Source organism: Nitrospira sp. SG-bin1 (genome assembly GCA_002083365.1).
Lineage (GTDB): Bacteria > Nitrospirota > Nitrospiria > Nitrospirales > Nitrospiraceae > Nitrospira_D.
Genome location: LVWS01000033.1, coordinates 489,992 through 506,588, shown reverse-complemented (window position 1 = coordinate 506,588; position 16,597 = coordinate 489,992). Strand labels below are relative to the sequence as shown.

Annotated in this window: 16 protein-coding genes; 5 read left to right on the top strand and 11 right to left on the bottom strand. The window is 57.1% G+C overall.

Annotated elements, in window-relative coordinates; translation table 11 throughout:
• Window positions 1-2 precede the first annotated feature (2 nt).
• The 4 genes from A4E19_06885 to A4E19_06870 all read left to right on the top strand — a co-directional run bounded on the left by A4E19_06885 (window position 3) and on the right by A4E19_06870 (window position 5,943).
• Window positions 3-485 (top strand): glycerol-3-phosphate cytidylyltransferase, encoded by a 483-nt coding sequence (locus tag A4E19_06885; protein ID OQW33064.1) that lies wholly within the window; start codon window positions 3-5, stop codon window positions 483-485.
• A 3-nt stretch (window positions 486-488) separates the two neighbouring features.
• On the top strand, window positions 489-3,965 hold the full coding sequence (locus tag A4E19_06880) for a hypothetical protein (GenBank protein ID OQW33063.1): 3,477 nt from the start codon (window positions 489-491) through the stop codon (window positions 3,963-3,965).
• Window positions 3,966-4,068: 103 nt separating this feature from the next.
• Window positions 4,069-4,881, top strand: a complete 813-nt coding sequence (locus tag A4E19_06875; GenBank protein ID OQW33062.1) for a hypothetical protein — start codon at window positions 4,069-4,071, stop codon at window positions 4,879-4,881.
• Window positions 4,882-4,959: 78 nt separating this feature from the next.
• On the top strand, window positions 4,960-5,943 hold the full coding sequence (locus A4E19_06870; protein ID OQW33061.1) for a hypothetical protein: 984 nt from the start codon (window positions 4,960-4,962) through the stop codon (window positions 5,941-5,943).
• A gap of 27 nt (window positions 5,944-5,970) precedes the next feature.
• On the opposite strand, the gene A4E19_06865 is transcribed toward A4E19_06870, so the two are convergent.
• Window positions 5,971-6,591: a GTP-binding protein gene (locus A4E19_06865; protein ID OQW33060.1), complete on the bottom strand. Its 621-nt coding sequence runs from the start codon at window positions 6,589-6,591 to the stop codon at window positions 5,971-5,973.
• Window positions 6,592-6,607: 16 nt separating this feature from the next.
• Here A4E19_06865 and A4E19_06860 point away from each other — a divergent pair, with 16 nt between their 5' ends.
• Window positions 6,608-7,408, top strand: coding sequence for a hypothetical protein (locus A4E19_06860; GenBank protein ID OQW33059.1), 801 nt, complete (start codon window positions 6,608-6,610; stop codon window positions 7,406-7,408).
• Between the two features lie 618 nt (window positions 7,409-8,026).
• On the opposite strand, the gene A4E19_06855 is transcribed toward A4E19_06860, so the two are convergent.
• The 10 genes from A4E19_06855 to A4E19_06810 form a co-directional block, all read right to left on the bottom strand.
• Entirely contained in the window at window positions 8,027-8,473 is a 447-nt protein-coding gene (locus A4E19_06855; protein ID OQW33058.1) for a glyoxalase, read from the bottom strand.
• A 26-nt stretch (window positions 8,474-8,499) separates the two neighbouring features.
• Window positions 8,500-9,111 carry a hypothetical protein gene (locus tag A4E19_06850; protein ID OQW33057.1) on the bottom strand — a complete coding sequence of 204 codons (612 nt, stop codon included), beginning with the start codon at window positions 9,109-9,111 and terminating at the stop codon, window positions 8,500-8,502.
• Window positions 9,112-9,253: 142 nt separating this feature from the next.
• Entirely contained in the window at window positions 9,254-10,489 is a 1,236-nt protein-coding gene (locus A4E19_06845) for a hypothetical protein (protein OQW33056.1), read from the bottom strand.
• A gap of 78 nt (window positions 10,490-10,567) precedes the next feature.
• Complete coding sequence (locus A4E19_06840) at window positions 10,568-11,554, bottom strand: hypothetical protein (GenBank protein OQW33055.1); 987 nt, start codon at window positions 11,552-11,554, stop codon at window positions 10,568-10,570.
• A gap of 13 nt (window positions 11,555-11,567) precedes the next feature.
• On the bottom strand, window positions 11,568-12,452 hold the full coding sequence (locus tag A4E19_06835) for a hypothetical protein (GenBank protein ID OQW33054.1): 885 nt from the start codon (window positions 12,450-12,452) through the stop codon (window positions 11,568-11,570).
• Window positions 12,449-13,015, bottom strand: a complete 567-nt coding sequence (locus A4E19_06830) for a hypothetical protein (protein OQW33053.1) — start codon at window positions 13,013-13,015, stop codon at window positions 12,449-12,451. Before A4E19_06830 ends, A4E19_06835 begins: the two co-directional genes overlap by 4 nt.
• Window positions 13,016-13,132: 117 nt before the next feature.
• Window positions 13,133-13,582 (bottom strand): D-tyrosyl-tRNA(Tyr) deacylase, encoded by a 450-nt coding sequence (locus tag A4E19_06825; GenBank protein ID OQW33052.1) that lies wholly within the window; start codon window positions 13,580-13,582, stop codon window positions 13,133-13,135.
• Window positions 13,583-13,601: 19 nt separating this feature from the next.
• Complete coding sequence (locus tag A4E19_06820; protein ID OQW33051.1) at window positions 13,602-14,120, bottom strand: hypothetical protein; 519 nt, start codon at window positions 14,118-14,120, stop codon at window positions 13,602-13,604.
• Window positions 14,121-14,133: 13 nt separating this feature from the next.
• A complete protein-coding gene (locus tag A4E19_06815; protein OQW33050.1) occupies window positions 14,134-15,747 on the bottom strand; it encodes a hypothetical protein in 1,614 nt (537 codons plus the stop codon).
• A 310-nt stretch (window positions 15,748-16,057) separates the two neighbouring features.
• Window positions 16,058-16,564, bottom strand: coding sequence for a hypothetical protein (locus A4E19_06810; protein OQW33049.1), 507 nt, complete (start codon window positions 16,562-16,564; stop codon window positions 16,058-16,060).
• Window positions 16,565-16,597: the final 33 nt, after the last annotated feature.

The window sequence follows — 16,597 nt, the reverse complement described above, 5'->3', positions numbered from 1 at the left end:
TCATGATCACAAAGGTGGTGCCCCGCGATCGACTGCTTTCCATACTTTCCAGTGAACGGGCTCAGGGGAAGCGGATTGTTTTCACCAACGGCTGTTTCGACTTGATGCATATCGGACATACCCGATATCTGCAGGCGGCGAAGGCTCTCGGCGATATTCTGGTCGTCGGTGTGAACAGTGATACCTCGGTCCGCACCCTGGGCAAGGCGCCTGATCGACCGATTGTGCCCGAGGCACAACGGGCGGAAATACTGGCGGCCTTAGGCTGCGTGGATTTCGTGGTCGTTTTCGATGAATCGGACCCCCTCCCACTTATCACGGCCGTTCAACCGGACGTCCTGGTCAAGGGCGGGGATTGGGGGATCGATCGGATCGTCGGCCGTGAAATGGTCGAGGCTCGTGGAGGTGTGGTCAAGACGATCCCGCTGGTTCCCGGCATGTCCACGACGGGGCTTCTTCAACGCATCCGATCAACCACGAAGTAATGCGTGTCTGACACCGATCCCCAAACCTTACCCTGGCTCGCTCCGCTTCGTTCAGCACTCGGCCAAGACCGACCCCGTGTCTGTCTGCTGGGAGCCCACGGCTCCACTGCGGCTTGTGCCTTGGCTCTGTTGAACGACACGCCCAGACATACTCCGAACCACGCCGGGCCGTGGGTGGTCGTCACGGCAAACGACGACGCCGCCGAACGAACGTATAATGACTTGTGTTTTTTCCATGAACTCATGGGTCGTCCGATCGCAAACCTCGCCTGGTTCCCGGAATGGGAAACGCTCCCCTATGAAGCGACGGCACCGCATGTCGGCTTGATCGCGCACCACATGACGACGCTCCATCGCTTGTTGGTCAACCCTCCCGCCATCCTCGTCACCTCCGTCGCCGCGGCGATGCACCGTGTCATTCCACGTTCGACGTTCGAGCAGGCGATCTTCCGCTTCGAAACAGCGGCGGCCTTTGAACGCGAGTCACTCATCACCAACCTCCTTCGCCTCGGATACCGACGCGTGTCCGTCGTGGAAATTCCCGGAGAGTTCAGCATCCGTGGCGGCATCGTGGATATTTTCTCGACCGCCTACGCCAACCCGGTCCGGGTGGAATTTCTGGGCGACCAGGTCGAATCGATTCGGTTGTTCGACCCCTCCACTCAGACCTCCATCACAAAATTGAACGAGGGCTGGGTATTGCCCGCACGGGAATTCCTTCGGCCCCCGCACGCTTCGGACGAGATCGAGTCGATCCCCTCGGATGCCGAATGGCGAAGCCCCGACCTGTACGACTCCATGGATACGCTGTTCGATTACCTTACGGCCGATCCGATCCTCGCTCTGGACCAACCGGATAGGCTGAAACAAGCTTGTGAGGCGGCTTGGGGAAAAATCGACGACGGATATCTCCGTCATGTCGACCGTGATGCCACGCGTCCGTATCCCTCCCCCGAACGACTCTTTCTGACTTGGCAGGGCATTCAGCAGCGGATCGCGTCTTGGCCTCTGTTGGCCCTCGAGCCATTGACGGCACCGGACTCATCCTGGAATCAGATGTTTTCGTTTTCCACACAAACCCCGGGGAGTATCGGACTCGGTATCAGAGGCACGGCCTTCAGCCAGACCCTCGGCCTGTTGGAAGGACTCCGGAACGAACATCGGGTCGTCTTGGTGGCGCGAAGCCGCGGACAGGTCGATCGCTTACTGGCCTTGCTCCGAGAGCACGATTTGCCTGCCGACCCGTGGAAACCGACCTCCTGGTCCGGCCACAGGACCGGTAAACTGCCGTTTCATGTTTTGCACGGCGATCTCTCGTCGGGGTTTCTGTCCGGAGACCTTCGACTCGCCCTTCTGACGGAAGAAGAACTCTTCGCAAAAGGAGCGCGCCACAAACCGCAGCCGAAAAGCAGGACCGCGACCTTCCTCTCCTCCTTGGAAGACCTGAACGTAGGCGACTATGTCGTGCATGTCCAACACGGCATCGCGAAATATCGAGGACTCAAGCGCCTCTCGGTCCAAGATTTCGAGAGCGACTTCCTCATTCTGGAGTTCTCCGGTGGTGACACCCTCTATGTTCCTCTCGATCGGTTGAACCAGGTCCAACGGTACAGCGGAGCCGAAGGCCATGCCCCGCGGCTCGATCGCCTGGGCGGCACCAGTTGGGCCAAGACCACCGCGAGGGTGAAGAAGGATATCGAGGAGATGGCCCAGGAATTGATCGATCTCTACGCAAACCGCGAGCTGGTGAAACGCAATGCCTATGGCACGACCACAACCCTGTACCACGAATTTGAAGCCGCCTTTGAGTACGAAGAAACGGCGGATCAACTGAGAGCCATCGAAGACATCGCCCGCGACATGGAATCGACGAAGCCCATGGACCGGTTGGTCTGCGGGGATGTCGGGTACGGAAAGACGGAAGTGGCCATGCGCGCCGCCTTCAAAGCCGTGGAACATGACCGCCAAGTGGCGGTCCTGGTTCCGACCACGCTCTTGGCCCATCAACATCATGAGAACTTTGCCGAACGATTCGCCCCCTTTCCGATGCGTGTCGCGCTGCTCTCACGGTTTCAGTCGGCCAAAGAGACCAACGCTATTCTAAAGGATGTGGCGGCGGGAACCGTCGATGTCGTGATCGGCACGCACCGGCTGCTGCAGAAAGACGTGTCCTTCCGGCAACTCGGCCTCGTGATCATCGATGAAGAGCAATGGTTCGGCGTCAAACATAAGGAGCGGCTGAAACAACTTCGCACCCAGGTCGATGTCCTGACGTTAACCGCCACCCCCATTCCACGCACCCTCCAAATGGCGATGTCGAGCGTGCGGGACCTCTCGATCATCGATACGCCGCCCGCCGGACGATTGGCGATCAAGACCGAGGTGGTCCGATTCAGCGACAAGGCCGTGCGAGATGCCATCCTCCGAGAGCTTGGGCGCGGGGGACAGGTCTATTTCGTTCACAATCGGGTGGAAACCATGGAGCGGATCGGGGCATGGCTGCACCAGTTGGTTCCCGAAGCCCGCATGGTCATGGCGCACGGTCAGATGGATGCCCGACCGTTGGAAGCCGTGATGCTGAAATTCGTGAAGCGCGAGGCGGACGTCTTGATCGCCTCCGCCATCATCCAGTCCGGGCTCGACGTCCCCAACGCCAACACCATCATCGTCAACCGGGCGGATCTGTTCGGCCTCGCGCAGTTGTATCAGTTGCGCGGGCGGGTCGGACGCGGTGGAGAACAGGCCTACGCCTACTTCCTGATTCCCGATGAGGGCACGCTCACCGGCGATGCGCAAAAACGATTGATCGCGATTCAGCAATTCACCGAACTCGGGTCCGGATTCCGCATCGCGGCGGCGGACTTGGAGATTCGAGGAGCGGGCAATCTTCTGGGCAAACAGCAATCGGGCCATATCGCCGCGATCGGCTTGGACCTGTACATGCAAATGGTGGAACAGGCCGTCCAACGGTTGAAGGGACATGTGATCGAGGAGGAGCCCGACCCCACGCTCCAGTTGCCCGTGTCGGCGTTTATTCCGGAGCAGTACGTGGCGGACCCCCACCACCGTCTGTCCCTCTACAAACGACTGACGGCGTGCGGACAAGTCGGCGAGTTGGCCCTGCTGCATGGGGAGATTCAAGACCGGTACGGCCCTCCCCCGGAACCGGTCGAACGACTGCTCGAAGTGATGCAACTCCGGACCCACGCCAAACGTCTTCGCTTGAACTCGATCGAGGTGCACGGCCAGGCGGTGACGATCGTGTTTCATCCGAAGGCCGTCATCCCTGAAGTCGCCGTCCACCGATTGGTGGACCAGCTCAAAAAGCGGCTGCGGTTTCTGAGTCCGGCCTCATTCGAGATCCACATGCGCCAGAGCGACTGGCCGTCGCTGTTTTCGGAACTCAACGCAATCTTGCAAAGCCTCGATCTCTGTGATACCAAGACCATCCAAAGGGGAACGGCTGCCTCCCAATCGTGATCCACACGTGCCACAACCTATGATGCCCTTCCGGATCCTGTTCTTCTGTAAAACATATTGTCTGTCCGGGCTGCTTATCGGCATGGTAGCCGGTTTAGGACCAATGGTGTCGGGCTGTGCCGAGCGACAGGAAGAACCGGTCGTGGCCCTGGTCAATGGACGGGCCATCACTCAAACGGAATTCGACCTCCGGTGGGGGGAGCTCTCCAAAGCCACGCGGGCCCGCTACGAGAAGGAGGGAGGTAAGCGAAAATTCCTGGACGAACTCATCACCCGAGAGTTGTTGATGCAGGAAGCCCGCCGCCGAGGCCTGGACCAGGATGATGTCATTCGCGACAAGACGCAGCGTTATAAAGAGCAGCTGATTCTCGACGAACTATTGAAAGACAAACTTCAATCCAAGGTCGAGCTCACCCAAGCCGAGCTCGATGCCTACTACGAAAAACATGCCGGCGAACTCTTGGACCCCTTCAAAGCCAATGTCTGGGTGATGCTGCTCCCCAATGTGTATGCCGCCAGAGACCTTGAAGCACAGGTGAATCGAGGCGGGAATTTCGCCAAATTTGCGCAGCGATACTCGATCGACGAAAAGACGAAATCCAAGGGCGGCGAGCTCGGACCCTACCGAAAAGGACTGGTCCTTCCCGAACTCGATGCCGCCATCCATACCCTCAAACTCGGAATGGTCAGCGCGCCGATCAAGGTCGACAACGGGTATTATCTGGTCATGCTGACTCCGCTTGACGAGGCTGTTATCCAGGCTGATTTGGCGAAACAGGAACGGCTGCGGCAGGAATTACTGGCCGATAAGCGCCGCAAACAATTCGAAGAAGTCATCGCCGATATTCGGGCCAATGCCGCGGTGCGCCTCGCCGAAGCGTCCCGTCATATCACCGAGAACACCGGCAAACGCTGACGTCCGGTCGATATCCATAAGCCCGCCGCTTCGTGTAGAATCATGTACCAGAGCGCGCTGCCGTGAGATAAACGCATCATGAAACAGGTATCGTTCGGATCAGATTGGCCGGTTCCCCTCACGCTGTCCCTCGTCCTCTTGATACTCTCGTTCTGGTCCCCACCCTTGTGCGAGGCCCATCTGCAGGATCGCATCGTGGCCATCGTCAATTCCGAGTTGATCATGTTGTCGGACGTGAAGCGCGAGTTTGAAACGGAGCAAGAGCGGCTTTCTCGGGAGCTTCGCGGGAGCGATCTCGCCCAACGATTGAAAACGGCGGAATACATGGCCTTGACGAAGCTCATCGAACGACGATTGCAACTGCAGGAAGCCAAGGCCAAAAGGGTCGAAGTCTCGGACCTTGAAGTGAAACAAGCGCTCGAACAGATGAAGCGGCAAGGCAACCCCCTCGATATCGCGAATCCGGAGCATGTGCGGTCCGTTCGCGATCAGCTCCTCCTCATGAGGGTCGTGGATCAACACATTCGCGGCAACATCACCGTCGGAGACTCGGAGCTCAAACGGTATTATCAGGAACACCGTAACCGGTTCGCCCTTCCCGAAGAGTATCACCTGAGCCAGATCATCATGCAACCGCGCTCCCCGGACGGGTTGGCCGACGCCTTGCTCAAAGCCCGCCGGGCCATGGACGAGTTGAAGCGAGGAGAAAAGTTTGAAGACGTCGCCATGCAGTATTCCGACGGCGCCAATGCCTTGCAAGGCGGACGCCTCGGGTGGGTCCGACAAGGAGAACTGCTTCCCGTCATCGAACAGGCGGTCACTCATCTGGTGCCCGGAGGGATCTCCGATATCATCGAGAGCCCCGAAGGGATCCAGATTATCCGTATGGATGACAGAAAACCGAAACAGTTTCGCCCATACGAGGACGTACGGCGTGAGCTTCAGGAATTGGTCTATCGGCAAAAAAGCGAAGACATGTATCAGTCTTGGTTGGTGGAGCTCAAGAACAAAGCCTATATCGAGATCAAGTTTCAGCACGACGGGGGCACAGCTCGCCGATAGCCGTGGCTCCCTGTCTCTGAATTGAGATCAAGCGGGATCTCTCTGAAGACCGCCGGCCGCGTCGCGTAACGCTCTCCACACCCGATCCCGACCATCTCCGGTCACTGACGAATAGGGAATCAGCAGTTCCCCCTCGCCTAATCCGAGGATCCGATGGGTGTCCCTGAGGGTTCGAACCCGTTCACTCGGCTTCAACTTATCGACCTTGGTCGCCACGACGAGAGGATTCCGACGAATCGAACGGAGCCACGCGATGGTCTGACGGTCCTGGTCGGTCACGACTCGGCTATCCACCAACAGCACGACTCCGAGCAGCGAAGCTCGTCCGACGAGATAGTCTTCCATCAACGGTCCCCAGTCGCTGCGGACGGATTTCGACACCTTGGCGAACCCATAGCCGGGTAGGTCCACGAGATGGAATCGCGACAGGTCTGGATCGGACGTGGAAACGAGAAACACGTTCACGGCTCTCGTCTTTCCCGGCGTCCGGCTGACTTTGGCCAGGTCTCGACGATTGAGCAACGAGTTGATCAGCGATGATTTGCCCACATTGGAGCGCCCCACGAACGCAATCTCGTGGAGGCCGCCCGCAGGAAACTGTTCTGGTGATACACAACTTTTGATAAACTCAGCCGCGAAGATCTTCATATCGCCCGGCGAACCGATGGATTCACAACGGAAAGTGACGTACCGTCCGACCTTTCTGCGTCCCTACACATACGAGCCTCCTTCATCCAAGTCAACCCGCCGCCGCACCGTGGTTCGTCTTTTCATCTGGAGCATTGCCCTCATCGGACTTCCCCTGTGCCTCCTTGCACTAGGCTGGCTCACTACGCTCCCCAACGTCGACATGCTGGCCAAGGCCAACCCGACATCGACGGCGCTCATGGACCATCGGCTGGCACGAGCGACCGAACAGGGACGCAGCGGCAAGCGACAATGGATCTGGACACCCTTGAGCCGCATCGCGCCGGAGTTGCAACGTGCCGTGATCGCGGCGGAGGACGCCTCGTTCTTTGTCCATGAGGGGTTCGATTGGGAGGGCATTCGCGACGCCGCGATGTACAATCTGGAAGCAGGAGAGCTCAAACGAGGCGGGAGCACCATTACGCAGCAGCTGGCAAAAAATCTGTACCTGTCATCCGAACGCTCGCTGTTCCGCAAGGCCCGCGAAGCCCTGATCACGCGTTCGCTCGAACACCGGCTGACCAAGACACGGATCCTGGAGCTGTACCTCAATGTCGCGGAATGGGGACGCGGCGTGTACGGGGCCGAAGCCGCGGCTCGCCATCACTTCGGGAAACCCGCCTCCGAGTTGACCGCGGACGAAGCGGCCTGGCTGGCCGCTATCTTACCGAGCCCCCAGCGATACGACCCCCTCATAAAAACGACTTTCCTGACACGCCGGCACGAACGCATCCTCCGTTGGATGGAGAAGGTGTCAATCCAGCGGGTCCATCGGTAATCATTGCATTGCAGCGATATGCCGATTTGGTTAGGATACCGCCGCATGCGCACCTCCAATCAAGAGCGTGCGAAGCAGTTCCAATTAACCTCAATCCGAAAATAATTCTGGTCCTGCTGGCTTATTCTGCGGGTCCTGTCATGACGAACAGCCCCACCGTGCTCACTTCACCCATCCCCCAGCGGGGCCCTTCCGTTGCGCGCGGTGGGGCGCCCGTTCGCCACGCCACCCACGGTCATTTGCTTCCGTGCCTTGAGGTTATTTTTGGATTGGGCGCTAAAAGAAGGGGAGTTCAAGGCCTTGAGATTCCAACTTGGAATGTCAAAGCTGTCGAGACGACGGCACTGGCATTAGGCATGTCTACGTTCATCAACGATCGTTTGCGCCAGTGAACCGGACACGGACTTTAGCACTTCGCGGGCCTGTGCCGACGTAATACCAGGCAAAAGCGCGTCCTCAAGCCGGTAATCATGCCCATCAGATACTTTGAGACCCAGCCGCGTCAATTGACCACGCGCAGCTATTTTACGGCCGCTTGGCTTCATCGAAGCGGCTCGTGATGAAACTCGTGACATAGCTCATCTCTCTGTCATCAACGATGGGAAAGGGTAATCATCATCAGTCCGTCGATTCACCGCCCGTATCACCCACCTCTGTAAAGTCCTGTTCCCCAAAGATGGCCGATTCGTAGGTGTAGTGTTTGAATTCGAGCAGGTTGTGGGACGGGTCTTCCAGAAAAAATGTGCGGTGCTCGATGCGCGTGTCAGAAAATCGCACTCGCGGCTGTTGATAGAACGTCAGCCCTTTGGCCTTCGCTCGATCCGCCAGCGCCTGCCACTCTTCCTGTGAGAGAAAAATCAGTCCGAAATGACGCGGGTAAATTCCTTTCTGTTTCGAGGATTCATCCGGCACGACATGCGCAACAAGCTGATGACCTGCTAGACCTAGTGTCACCGCCTGCTTCGACCGACGCCCGATGGTACAGCCGAGACCATCCACATAGAACCGAAGCGTGGAATCGACGTCATGAATCGGAAAGGCGAGATGAAAGATGGAGTTGTTCATGGCCTGCTGTTACTCACCGACGAGCATCACTTGGCTTTTGCCTTATCGTTATAAAAACCAATACAAAACATCTCCAGTTTACCAAAGTCTGATGGACACTCTATCGTATAAGGGCCAGTCTCAATATCAGGCCCAAGGGAAGTTAGGTTGCGTTTCAATGTTTCGCTATTTACCTTTCCCTTTTTTATCTGTTTAGCGATCCAAGAATAGAACGGATCATTGTTTTCAGATGGTGTCGCGAAAAGCCAAAACGAGAGAGCCAGAGCAGGATAATTATACTTTATGTTTTCTTGAATTTTTTTGAGGTCTTTCCTCGTTTCAGCAACGCTGCTGGTAGCAGACCAGTTCCCGCACCACTTTATCTCGATCCCGGCAGAAACATTTTGCTGATCCAATGGGAACTTGAAAGGTTTTTCATAGATTACAATGTCAACACCGTTTCTCTCACAACCTATCGAGTAAGTATCTGGCAACTGGCCTTTCAAAACTGACTCTAATTTATATGCCCACTCAAACTGGAACCATCGCTCACATGAGTGCCCATTCCGAAGCCACCACAAAAGCCGATTCGCCACTTCAGGATCATCTGCGAACTTCTTCGTCGTTTCATCAATGATTTCACGATTTATCGGATTCATAAACCTCCTAAGGCCAATTTAAGAACACGCCTACCCCTCAACCATGCACAGGACGCATAGGACTTAAATCCTAGCCATACTTACCAATTATCATTTAAAAAGCCACAGCTCCCTTAGAGGTATCACATCACGCGTTGCTTTTTCAGTTCCCATTCCCCGACGCACAAAATCCAACTGTCTCTCGTTCGTCCATCGATTCCCCTGGCTTCGAAGCCTCTTTGCGTTGTGTACGGAGCATATCCAAGCTTTTGAACAGATGGTCGTCGTTCGGTGGCATGTCGTCATGCGTGCATTCAAGGAGAGCACTCACTACAATCTCCTGAACGTAAGCCATCGAGAACCCTTCGGACCGTCTAGCCGTTGTCTCTAGCGCCGATTCGGAGAAGAATGTTCCTCCTTTCCTGCGGAGAAGTTCAAGACGTTGTTCATACTTAGGCAGGTCAAACCGCCAGACCCGGTCGAACCGGCTCGGGCGGTGAATCAGGGCTGGGTCGAGTTTATCCGGCTCGTTGCAGGTCGCGATCACCAGCACTCCGTTCAGTACCTTGAGTCCGTCTAACAGGTTCAAGAAGTGGGATAGCGAAATCCCCTTGGTCTGCACCATCCGGTCGAGATCCTCCAGCAGGACAACTGCCGGAGTAGACTTCTCGGCCAGATCCATGGCATAGCGAAGCATGCCATCGTCCACATCCGCTCTCCCAACCACTGAAACAAATTTCGCCGGTGTGTTGGAAGCCAGTGTCTTGAGCGTGAGCGTTTTCCCGCAGCCTGGCGGCCCGACGAACAGAAATCCTCGACGATGCGGAATGCCCAGATAGGCATACCGCTCTGGACTGGCAAAAAATCCCTCCACGTTGGTCCGAATATCTAGCGCCATGGGAGCGGGTAACACCAGATCATCCCAGGAGCTTGCAGTCACCGGAATGTTGTCGCCATTGACGACATAAATCTCTTTCTTATCTTTGTGCCGGTCTTTGCCGTACCGGTCCAGAACAAGAAGAAGATCCCGCAAAGCTGCAAGGGACTTGGTTGCAACGAAATAGATCTCGGCGAAGCCGTTGCCTATCACGAGCGAAAACTTGTGACAGTGGATGTCGTGGCCGTTCCAGACTAATTCAATGGTTCCTCGCCAGCTATAAGCGTTCGCCTCATCGGAAGCAGCGTTCCAATTCCGAAATCCTCTTGCTGTAACGAGCGGGAAGGCCATGCGACGTGTTATTGCCGCCGCGTGCCACTCTCGGAGGCAATCCAATAGGTAGTTCAGCGACATCTCGCGACCAGAGTCTCCATCGATTTGATGAACAACCCAGCCTGCTTCGCGCGGGTGCGCGGCAAGAAATCGATCGCTTATTCTCTGGAGATACAGGGACTCACTCATGGTTTCCTCCTTCCCCATGTGCGAGGGCAACCCTAACACGGAGGCGTGACAGAATAGGTCTCTGGATGGTGGAGAGAGCTAGCGGGAGGATCGATACGATTGTGCGGCGGCAGTCAATTGGCTGGATACCTGATCGATAAGCGATTGCGGGCCTAGCACCTTTGCCGCCGGTCCGAATGAGAGCACCCAGGCGGTCAGTTCGTCGAGGCCGCCGCAACGCATGGTCAGAATGACGGAACCGTCTTTCTGGAGCTCGATCCTCTGTGTCGGATGCCAGCTTCGTTCTTTGACGAAATAGGCCCACTCCGGCGCAATCCAGATTTTCACTTCCTGCGGAAGCTCTTCGATCAACCCGAAGGCACGGTCGAGCCGGTCCGCAAGGGATATAGACAGGGGGAGGTCAAACATGTCTTCCGTGACCGTGATGCTCTTGATTCGCTCCAGCGCGAACATTCTCAGCTCTTCCGCTTGATGGGAATACCCGATGAGATACAGACCGTACTGGTACAGGATCAGCCCATAGGGATTCACCTTGTAATCTTGTGGACGTTCTCCCGGCTTCCGATAACCATGCAGAACGACCGTAAGCTGGCGAAGCAGTGCCTTCCGTACGGACTCGATGACTTGCCTTTGAGCCGCATAGGGTCGGACCGGCCGCTGGAGAGGCGCAAACGCCGTGACGATTCGCTCAAGATGATTTCTGACTTTATCGGGAAGGCCTGCTTCGACTTTCCTGATGACCGCCTCCAGGTCCTCAACAAACTGCGTGCCTTTCAAGTACGCAAGATGGCTCTGTGCGAGATGGAGCGACATCAGCTCATACGGCGACACCGCGACTTCGAGCCCCTTGAAGCCGGGAAGAAGTTTCCACCTTCCCTCATCCTGTTCCAGGGGATAACCTGAATCTTCGATCTGTTGCAGATCTCGGTGAACCTGACGCTTTGTGACTTGCAGCTCATCGGCCAATTCTCCCACCGTCGCCCCACCAATGAGCCGGCGAAGCATGACGCTGACACGCGCGACCTGGCTATAGCGTTTGGGTTTCCGTCCTTTGCGACGGGCCACGGCAAGTCCTCTGCTATCGGAAGGAATCTTCGACTATGGGGGTTCCGCGTCCGGCCCAGTACCCCGCCATCATGCGAGGGGTGGAATGATGAACGGTGAATCGCCCGTCAGGAGCAAGGACCAGGCATCCCGCGGATCCGTTTATCCTAGCGACCAACTTTTGCAGGACAAGTCGTGCTGCTATAGCCGGTGTGGTTCTTTTCCCTAGTCGGTCGCAGATTTCCATGGCCACCGCCAAGCGGATGATGCTCTCGCCCCATCCCGTCATCGAGACGGCGCCGGTCTCATTATCCGCATAGACCCCGCAGCCGATGATCGGCGTATCCCCGACGCGGCCCGGCACCATGAAATCGATTCCGCCGGTCGAAGCACCGGCAGCCACCGTCCCGGTTCGATCGAGCGCCACCGCCCCGACCGTGCCATGCCGTTCCCGCTTGTGTGCGGTTTGTCGGAGAGCCGTTTCGTAGTAAAACCGGCGCGGCTTTCCCGTGGACTGCTGGCGCTCCATCTTGAAATACCGGGCGAACTTCGTCGCCATCGGCCCCACGAGCAACACATGATCGGTTTCTTCCATCACGCGCCTGGCGGCGCTGATCGGATGAACGATGCCTTCGATTGATGCCACCGCACCGGCGCGCAGGCTATCCCCTTCCATGAGAGAGGCATCCATCCGCCGCACTCCATCCAGCTGGAGCAGCGCCCCGTTGCCCGCATTGAACAGTCCACTGCGCTCGAGCACGCGAATGGTCTGCTCCACCGCCATAAGCGATGAACTGCCACGATCCAGGAAATGGTACCCGACCTTCAAGGCGGCACGTAGGCACGCCGCCTGTGGCGAGGTCATGGCGCGGGAGCCGGCACCCCCATGTGCGAGGATGATTGGGCGGGTCTCGTTCAATTCAAGAGAAGCTCTCTGGTCCTCTGATAAGCCGGATCCTGCATACGATCCAGATCGGATCGGACAAATCCCAGCCCCGTCACGCAGAGTTCAAAGTTCTCGGACAATTTTTGAAACAGGGGCAAGTTGGTTTCCGCGTCATCACGGCCGATCTGCGCGACGATGCCGTACGACCGCTTGCCTGTCTTCACATAATCCACGAGGAAGTCCTTGTGATAAATGCGTCCGACCGACTTGAGCCGCCGCAGATATTCAGGAAACAACCCGGCCATGAACAACGTAAAGTCGCCGATATGGCGATGGACGTCTCGCTCACGATCCAACGATTGTGCTTCGAGCATGACTTCGGATTCAAAAAGCAATTCCACGACCGAATCAATCGGCTGATTCTCGCGATTTCGGATTTTATAGAGCTGATCCGTGTGGGTAAAATCGACCAGCAGGTCGGTGACGTACGAGGTCACCTTGGCATCGGGCCAGCCGAGATGTTCCGTGAAGCTCTTCTCGGTCAAGGCGCCGAAGAGTTGTCGAAGCGGATGGCGCGGCGGAACTTTGGTGCCCATCTTCACCTCCCGCGAAGTCCGATGAGACTCGTGTTCAGTATACCAGATCTCGCCCGGAAACCGGCTTTCACTCTCATCGATTCTATCGGAGCTGCCCCTCGAAATCTTGAGACTGCCTCACCGTCGTTCCCGACTGTCCACGATGAACGTCACCGGCCCGTCGTTCACCAAAGTCACGTGCATATGCGCGGCAAAGACACCCGTTTCAACCAGCGTGCCCGATGTTCGCAGACGATCCACGACCTGTTCATAGAGATGCTTGGCCGAGTCCGGAGGAGCAGCTTCGTCAAAACTGGGACGGCGACCATTCGTTGTCCGACCGAGAAGCGTGAATTGGGAGACCAACAACACCGCGCCACCTACCTCCGTCAGCGATCGATTCATCTTCCCCTGTTCATCGGCAAAAATGCGGAGGGTCCGGATCTTGTCGATCAGATACTGCATATCGGACTCGCCATCGCCTTTGGCGACACCCAACAAAACCAATACACCCTGTTGGATCCGGCCCACAATCTTTCCATCCACTTCCACCGACGCATTGGTGACACGCTGGATGACCGCTCTCATTGATAGACACTACCCTCGATCAGCCTCGCTGCAATTGCATCAATGTCCCTTCGAGTGACAGCAACTTGCGTTTCATGGATAGCCCTCCCGAGAAACCGCCGAGGGACGCGTCATGAGCGACGATCCTGTGACAAGGAATGACGATCGGCAACGGATTCGCACCGACTGCATTCCCGACGGCTCGGGCATAGTGCCGTCCACCCACGCGAAGCGCGAGCCATTGGTACGAACGCAGCTTGCCGTACGGCACCCGCTGTAAGGTCCGCCAGACCTGCCGTTGGAATGCCGTCCCCTGAGAAAGATCAAGCGGCACATCAAAAGTGTTTCGTTTGCCTTCGAGATAGTCGAGTAGTTGACGCCGGACTGCTTCGAGTCGCGAGGACTCTCCTCTCTGTAATGGACCTGTTGATTGTGCTCTGAGATCAGCTTCCACCTCCCGTTTCGACCGTTTAGGCAAAGCGATCACTTGAATTCCTTTCGAGGACTCCGCAATGCCCATCCAACCCCATGATGATTTGAAGATCATCACCTTGTGCATAAACCGCTCCTTACTATCCTGTTAACCGCCCGAGCTTCCGGCGAACCATGCCCCACACCACTCCGAGCTCCTCGGAGCGGAACAACGCATGGACTCCGAAATATCCACCGGCACCCAATCCAATGGCGATACAAAGCAACGCGGATTTTGTGAGCCATTCGGCGGAGTGAGTCCATACCTCGGCGCCGGCCACCCACCAGCATGCACCTCCCAGTGGAATACATGCGACCAAAACCCGAAAGGCGGACCGCGCAACCGTTCCCCACTCAACTCCGCCCAGTCTTCGGTTCAATACCGCCACCAGAATGACTCCGTTTACCATGGAAGCCAACGCCGTGGCGAGCGCCAACCCTGCCGCACCGAGAACCGACATCAACATCAGCGAGAACAGAATATTTGACGCCAGCGCGACCGCCGCCGAAATGGCCGGCGTCTTGGTATCTTGCAGGGAATAGAACGCCGTGACGATGATGCGTACTCCACCGAAAGCCCACAAGCCGACGGCATAGCAGAGGACCGCCAGGGCCGTCTCCGCCGTATCTTGCGCGGTGAAGGTACCATGCTCGAAAAAGAGGTGCACGATCGGAACGCGTAATAAGATGAGTCCAACCATTGCCGGCACGATGATGAAAAGGATCATACGCAGACCGAACCCAAGTGTGGTGCGCAGTTCGTCGAGCGCACCTCTCGCCGCTTGTGCCGACAAGGTCGGCAGGATCGCTGTCGCCAACGCAACACCGAAGATTCCGAGTGGAAATTGGATCAGCCGCATGCCGTAAAACAAATAGGTCGGTCCGCCGGCGAAGAACGACGCCAACACCGTACTCACCGTCAGGTTGATCTGCGTCACGGAAAGACCGAGCAGCGTGGGCACCATCAGCATGCCGATCCGCCGCAGACCCGGATGACTTGGTTCGAATCGGAAGCCGAACAGCAATCCCCGCAATTTCAGACTCGGAAGCTGCACCGCAAACTGGGCCGCCCCTCCCACCACCACTCCAATCGCCACCCCGATGATCGGTTCTTGCAGATACGGCGCCAAGCAAACCGCACCGACGATGATGAAGATGTTGAGAAAAAGCGGCGAGAAGGCCGGCGCCGCGAAGGCTCGCACCGAGTTCAGGATCCCCATGGCCAACGCCGCCAGGCTGATGAACAGAAGATACGGAAACATGACGCGGGCGAGCAGTGTCGTGAGCGTGAGCTTGTCGGGATTCTCGTGAAACCCCGGTGCGAGCAGCTGCACAAGCCAAGGTGCGGCCAGAATCCCGATCACCGTCACCAGCGTGACGACCGTCAGGAGCGCCGTAAAGACGGCACTGGCCAACTCCCAAGCATCCTGTTTGCCTCGAGTCGCCCGATATTCCGTGTACACGGGGATGAACGCCGAGGACATCGAACCTTCGGCAAACAGTTCCCGGAGAAGACTGGGGATGCGAAACGCGACGAAAAAGGCGTCCGCGGCCGGGGTCGCGCCGAACAATCTGGCCAACACCATGTCACGGACGAAGCCAAGGATGCGGCTGGAAAACGTGGCGACACCGATCACCCCGGCCGCTTTGACGACCGAACGATTCTCGTTCTGAAGCTGAACGGGAGCACCGGCCGAAACGGGAGGCTCTGACATGAACCGGATTCTAGCGGAACGATGATGAGCCGTCTATCGAAGGTTCGATATTGTGGCACTCAACAATGTGCGGAATTCACTAGGCTATTCCGCATCGAGTGCTTGCGGACTATCCATGACGATACCGCGGGAGAGGCCTTCTGACTTCTGTCCGAGGCGTGAAAGACGAACGCGACCGTGTAACGACAATCTCCTCGAAATGTGAGGGCTGAGGGACAGACGCCAGAATCGAGGAGCTAAGATGATTTCCTTGAAAGTCACTCCTGACGCGAGTTTGGAGTTCCGCGCCAGGAGTCCTCAGTACAATGGATCACGCCGCGAGTCGTTGGACCGGTGGCCGGCTGGTGATATTGACGACGTTTGCTCCCGCGTCACGTAATACCTCAGCCTTGGCCTGAGGCTTCATCTCCAACGTTCCATTGAACACGACCCCCTCTTCCATTGAAAGGACCGGCGTGATCAGACTGCCTTGAACGACAGCCGGAGCACAGAGCACAATCTGTTCCTTCGCCTGAATATCACCATGGATGGTTCCCCGACACACCACCGTCCCGGCTGTGACCTTGGCTTTGATCACCGCCTCAGGCCCGACCAGCAAGCCGCCGTCGGTATGAATTTCGCCGTCCAAGGATCCATCAATCCGGACCGTGCCGGAATAGGTGATGACCCCCTTGAATTCAACATCCTTCCCGACGAACGCCACCTCATCCGGAAGTACCAGACCGCTCTTTGATGGGGTGCGTCTCTCCTCAACCCATCGTTCCCGTTCCCGCTCTCGCTCGCCTTCTCCCCCTTCCGCCTCTTCCTGCTTCCACATGATCTGACTCCCTCCTTATCCGAATGGTCCACC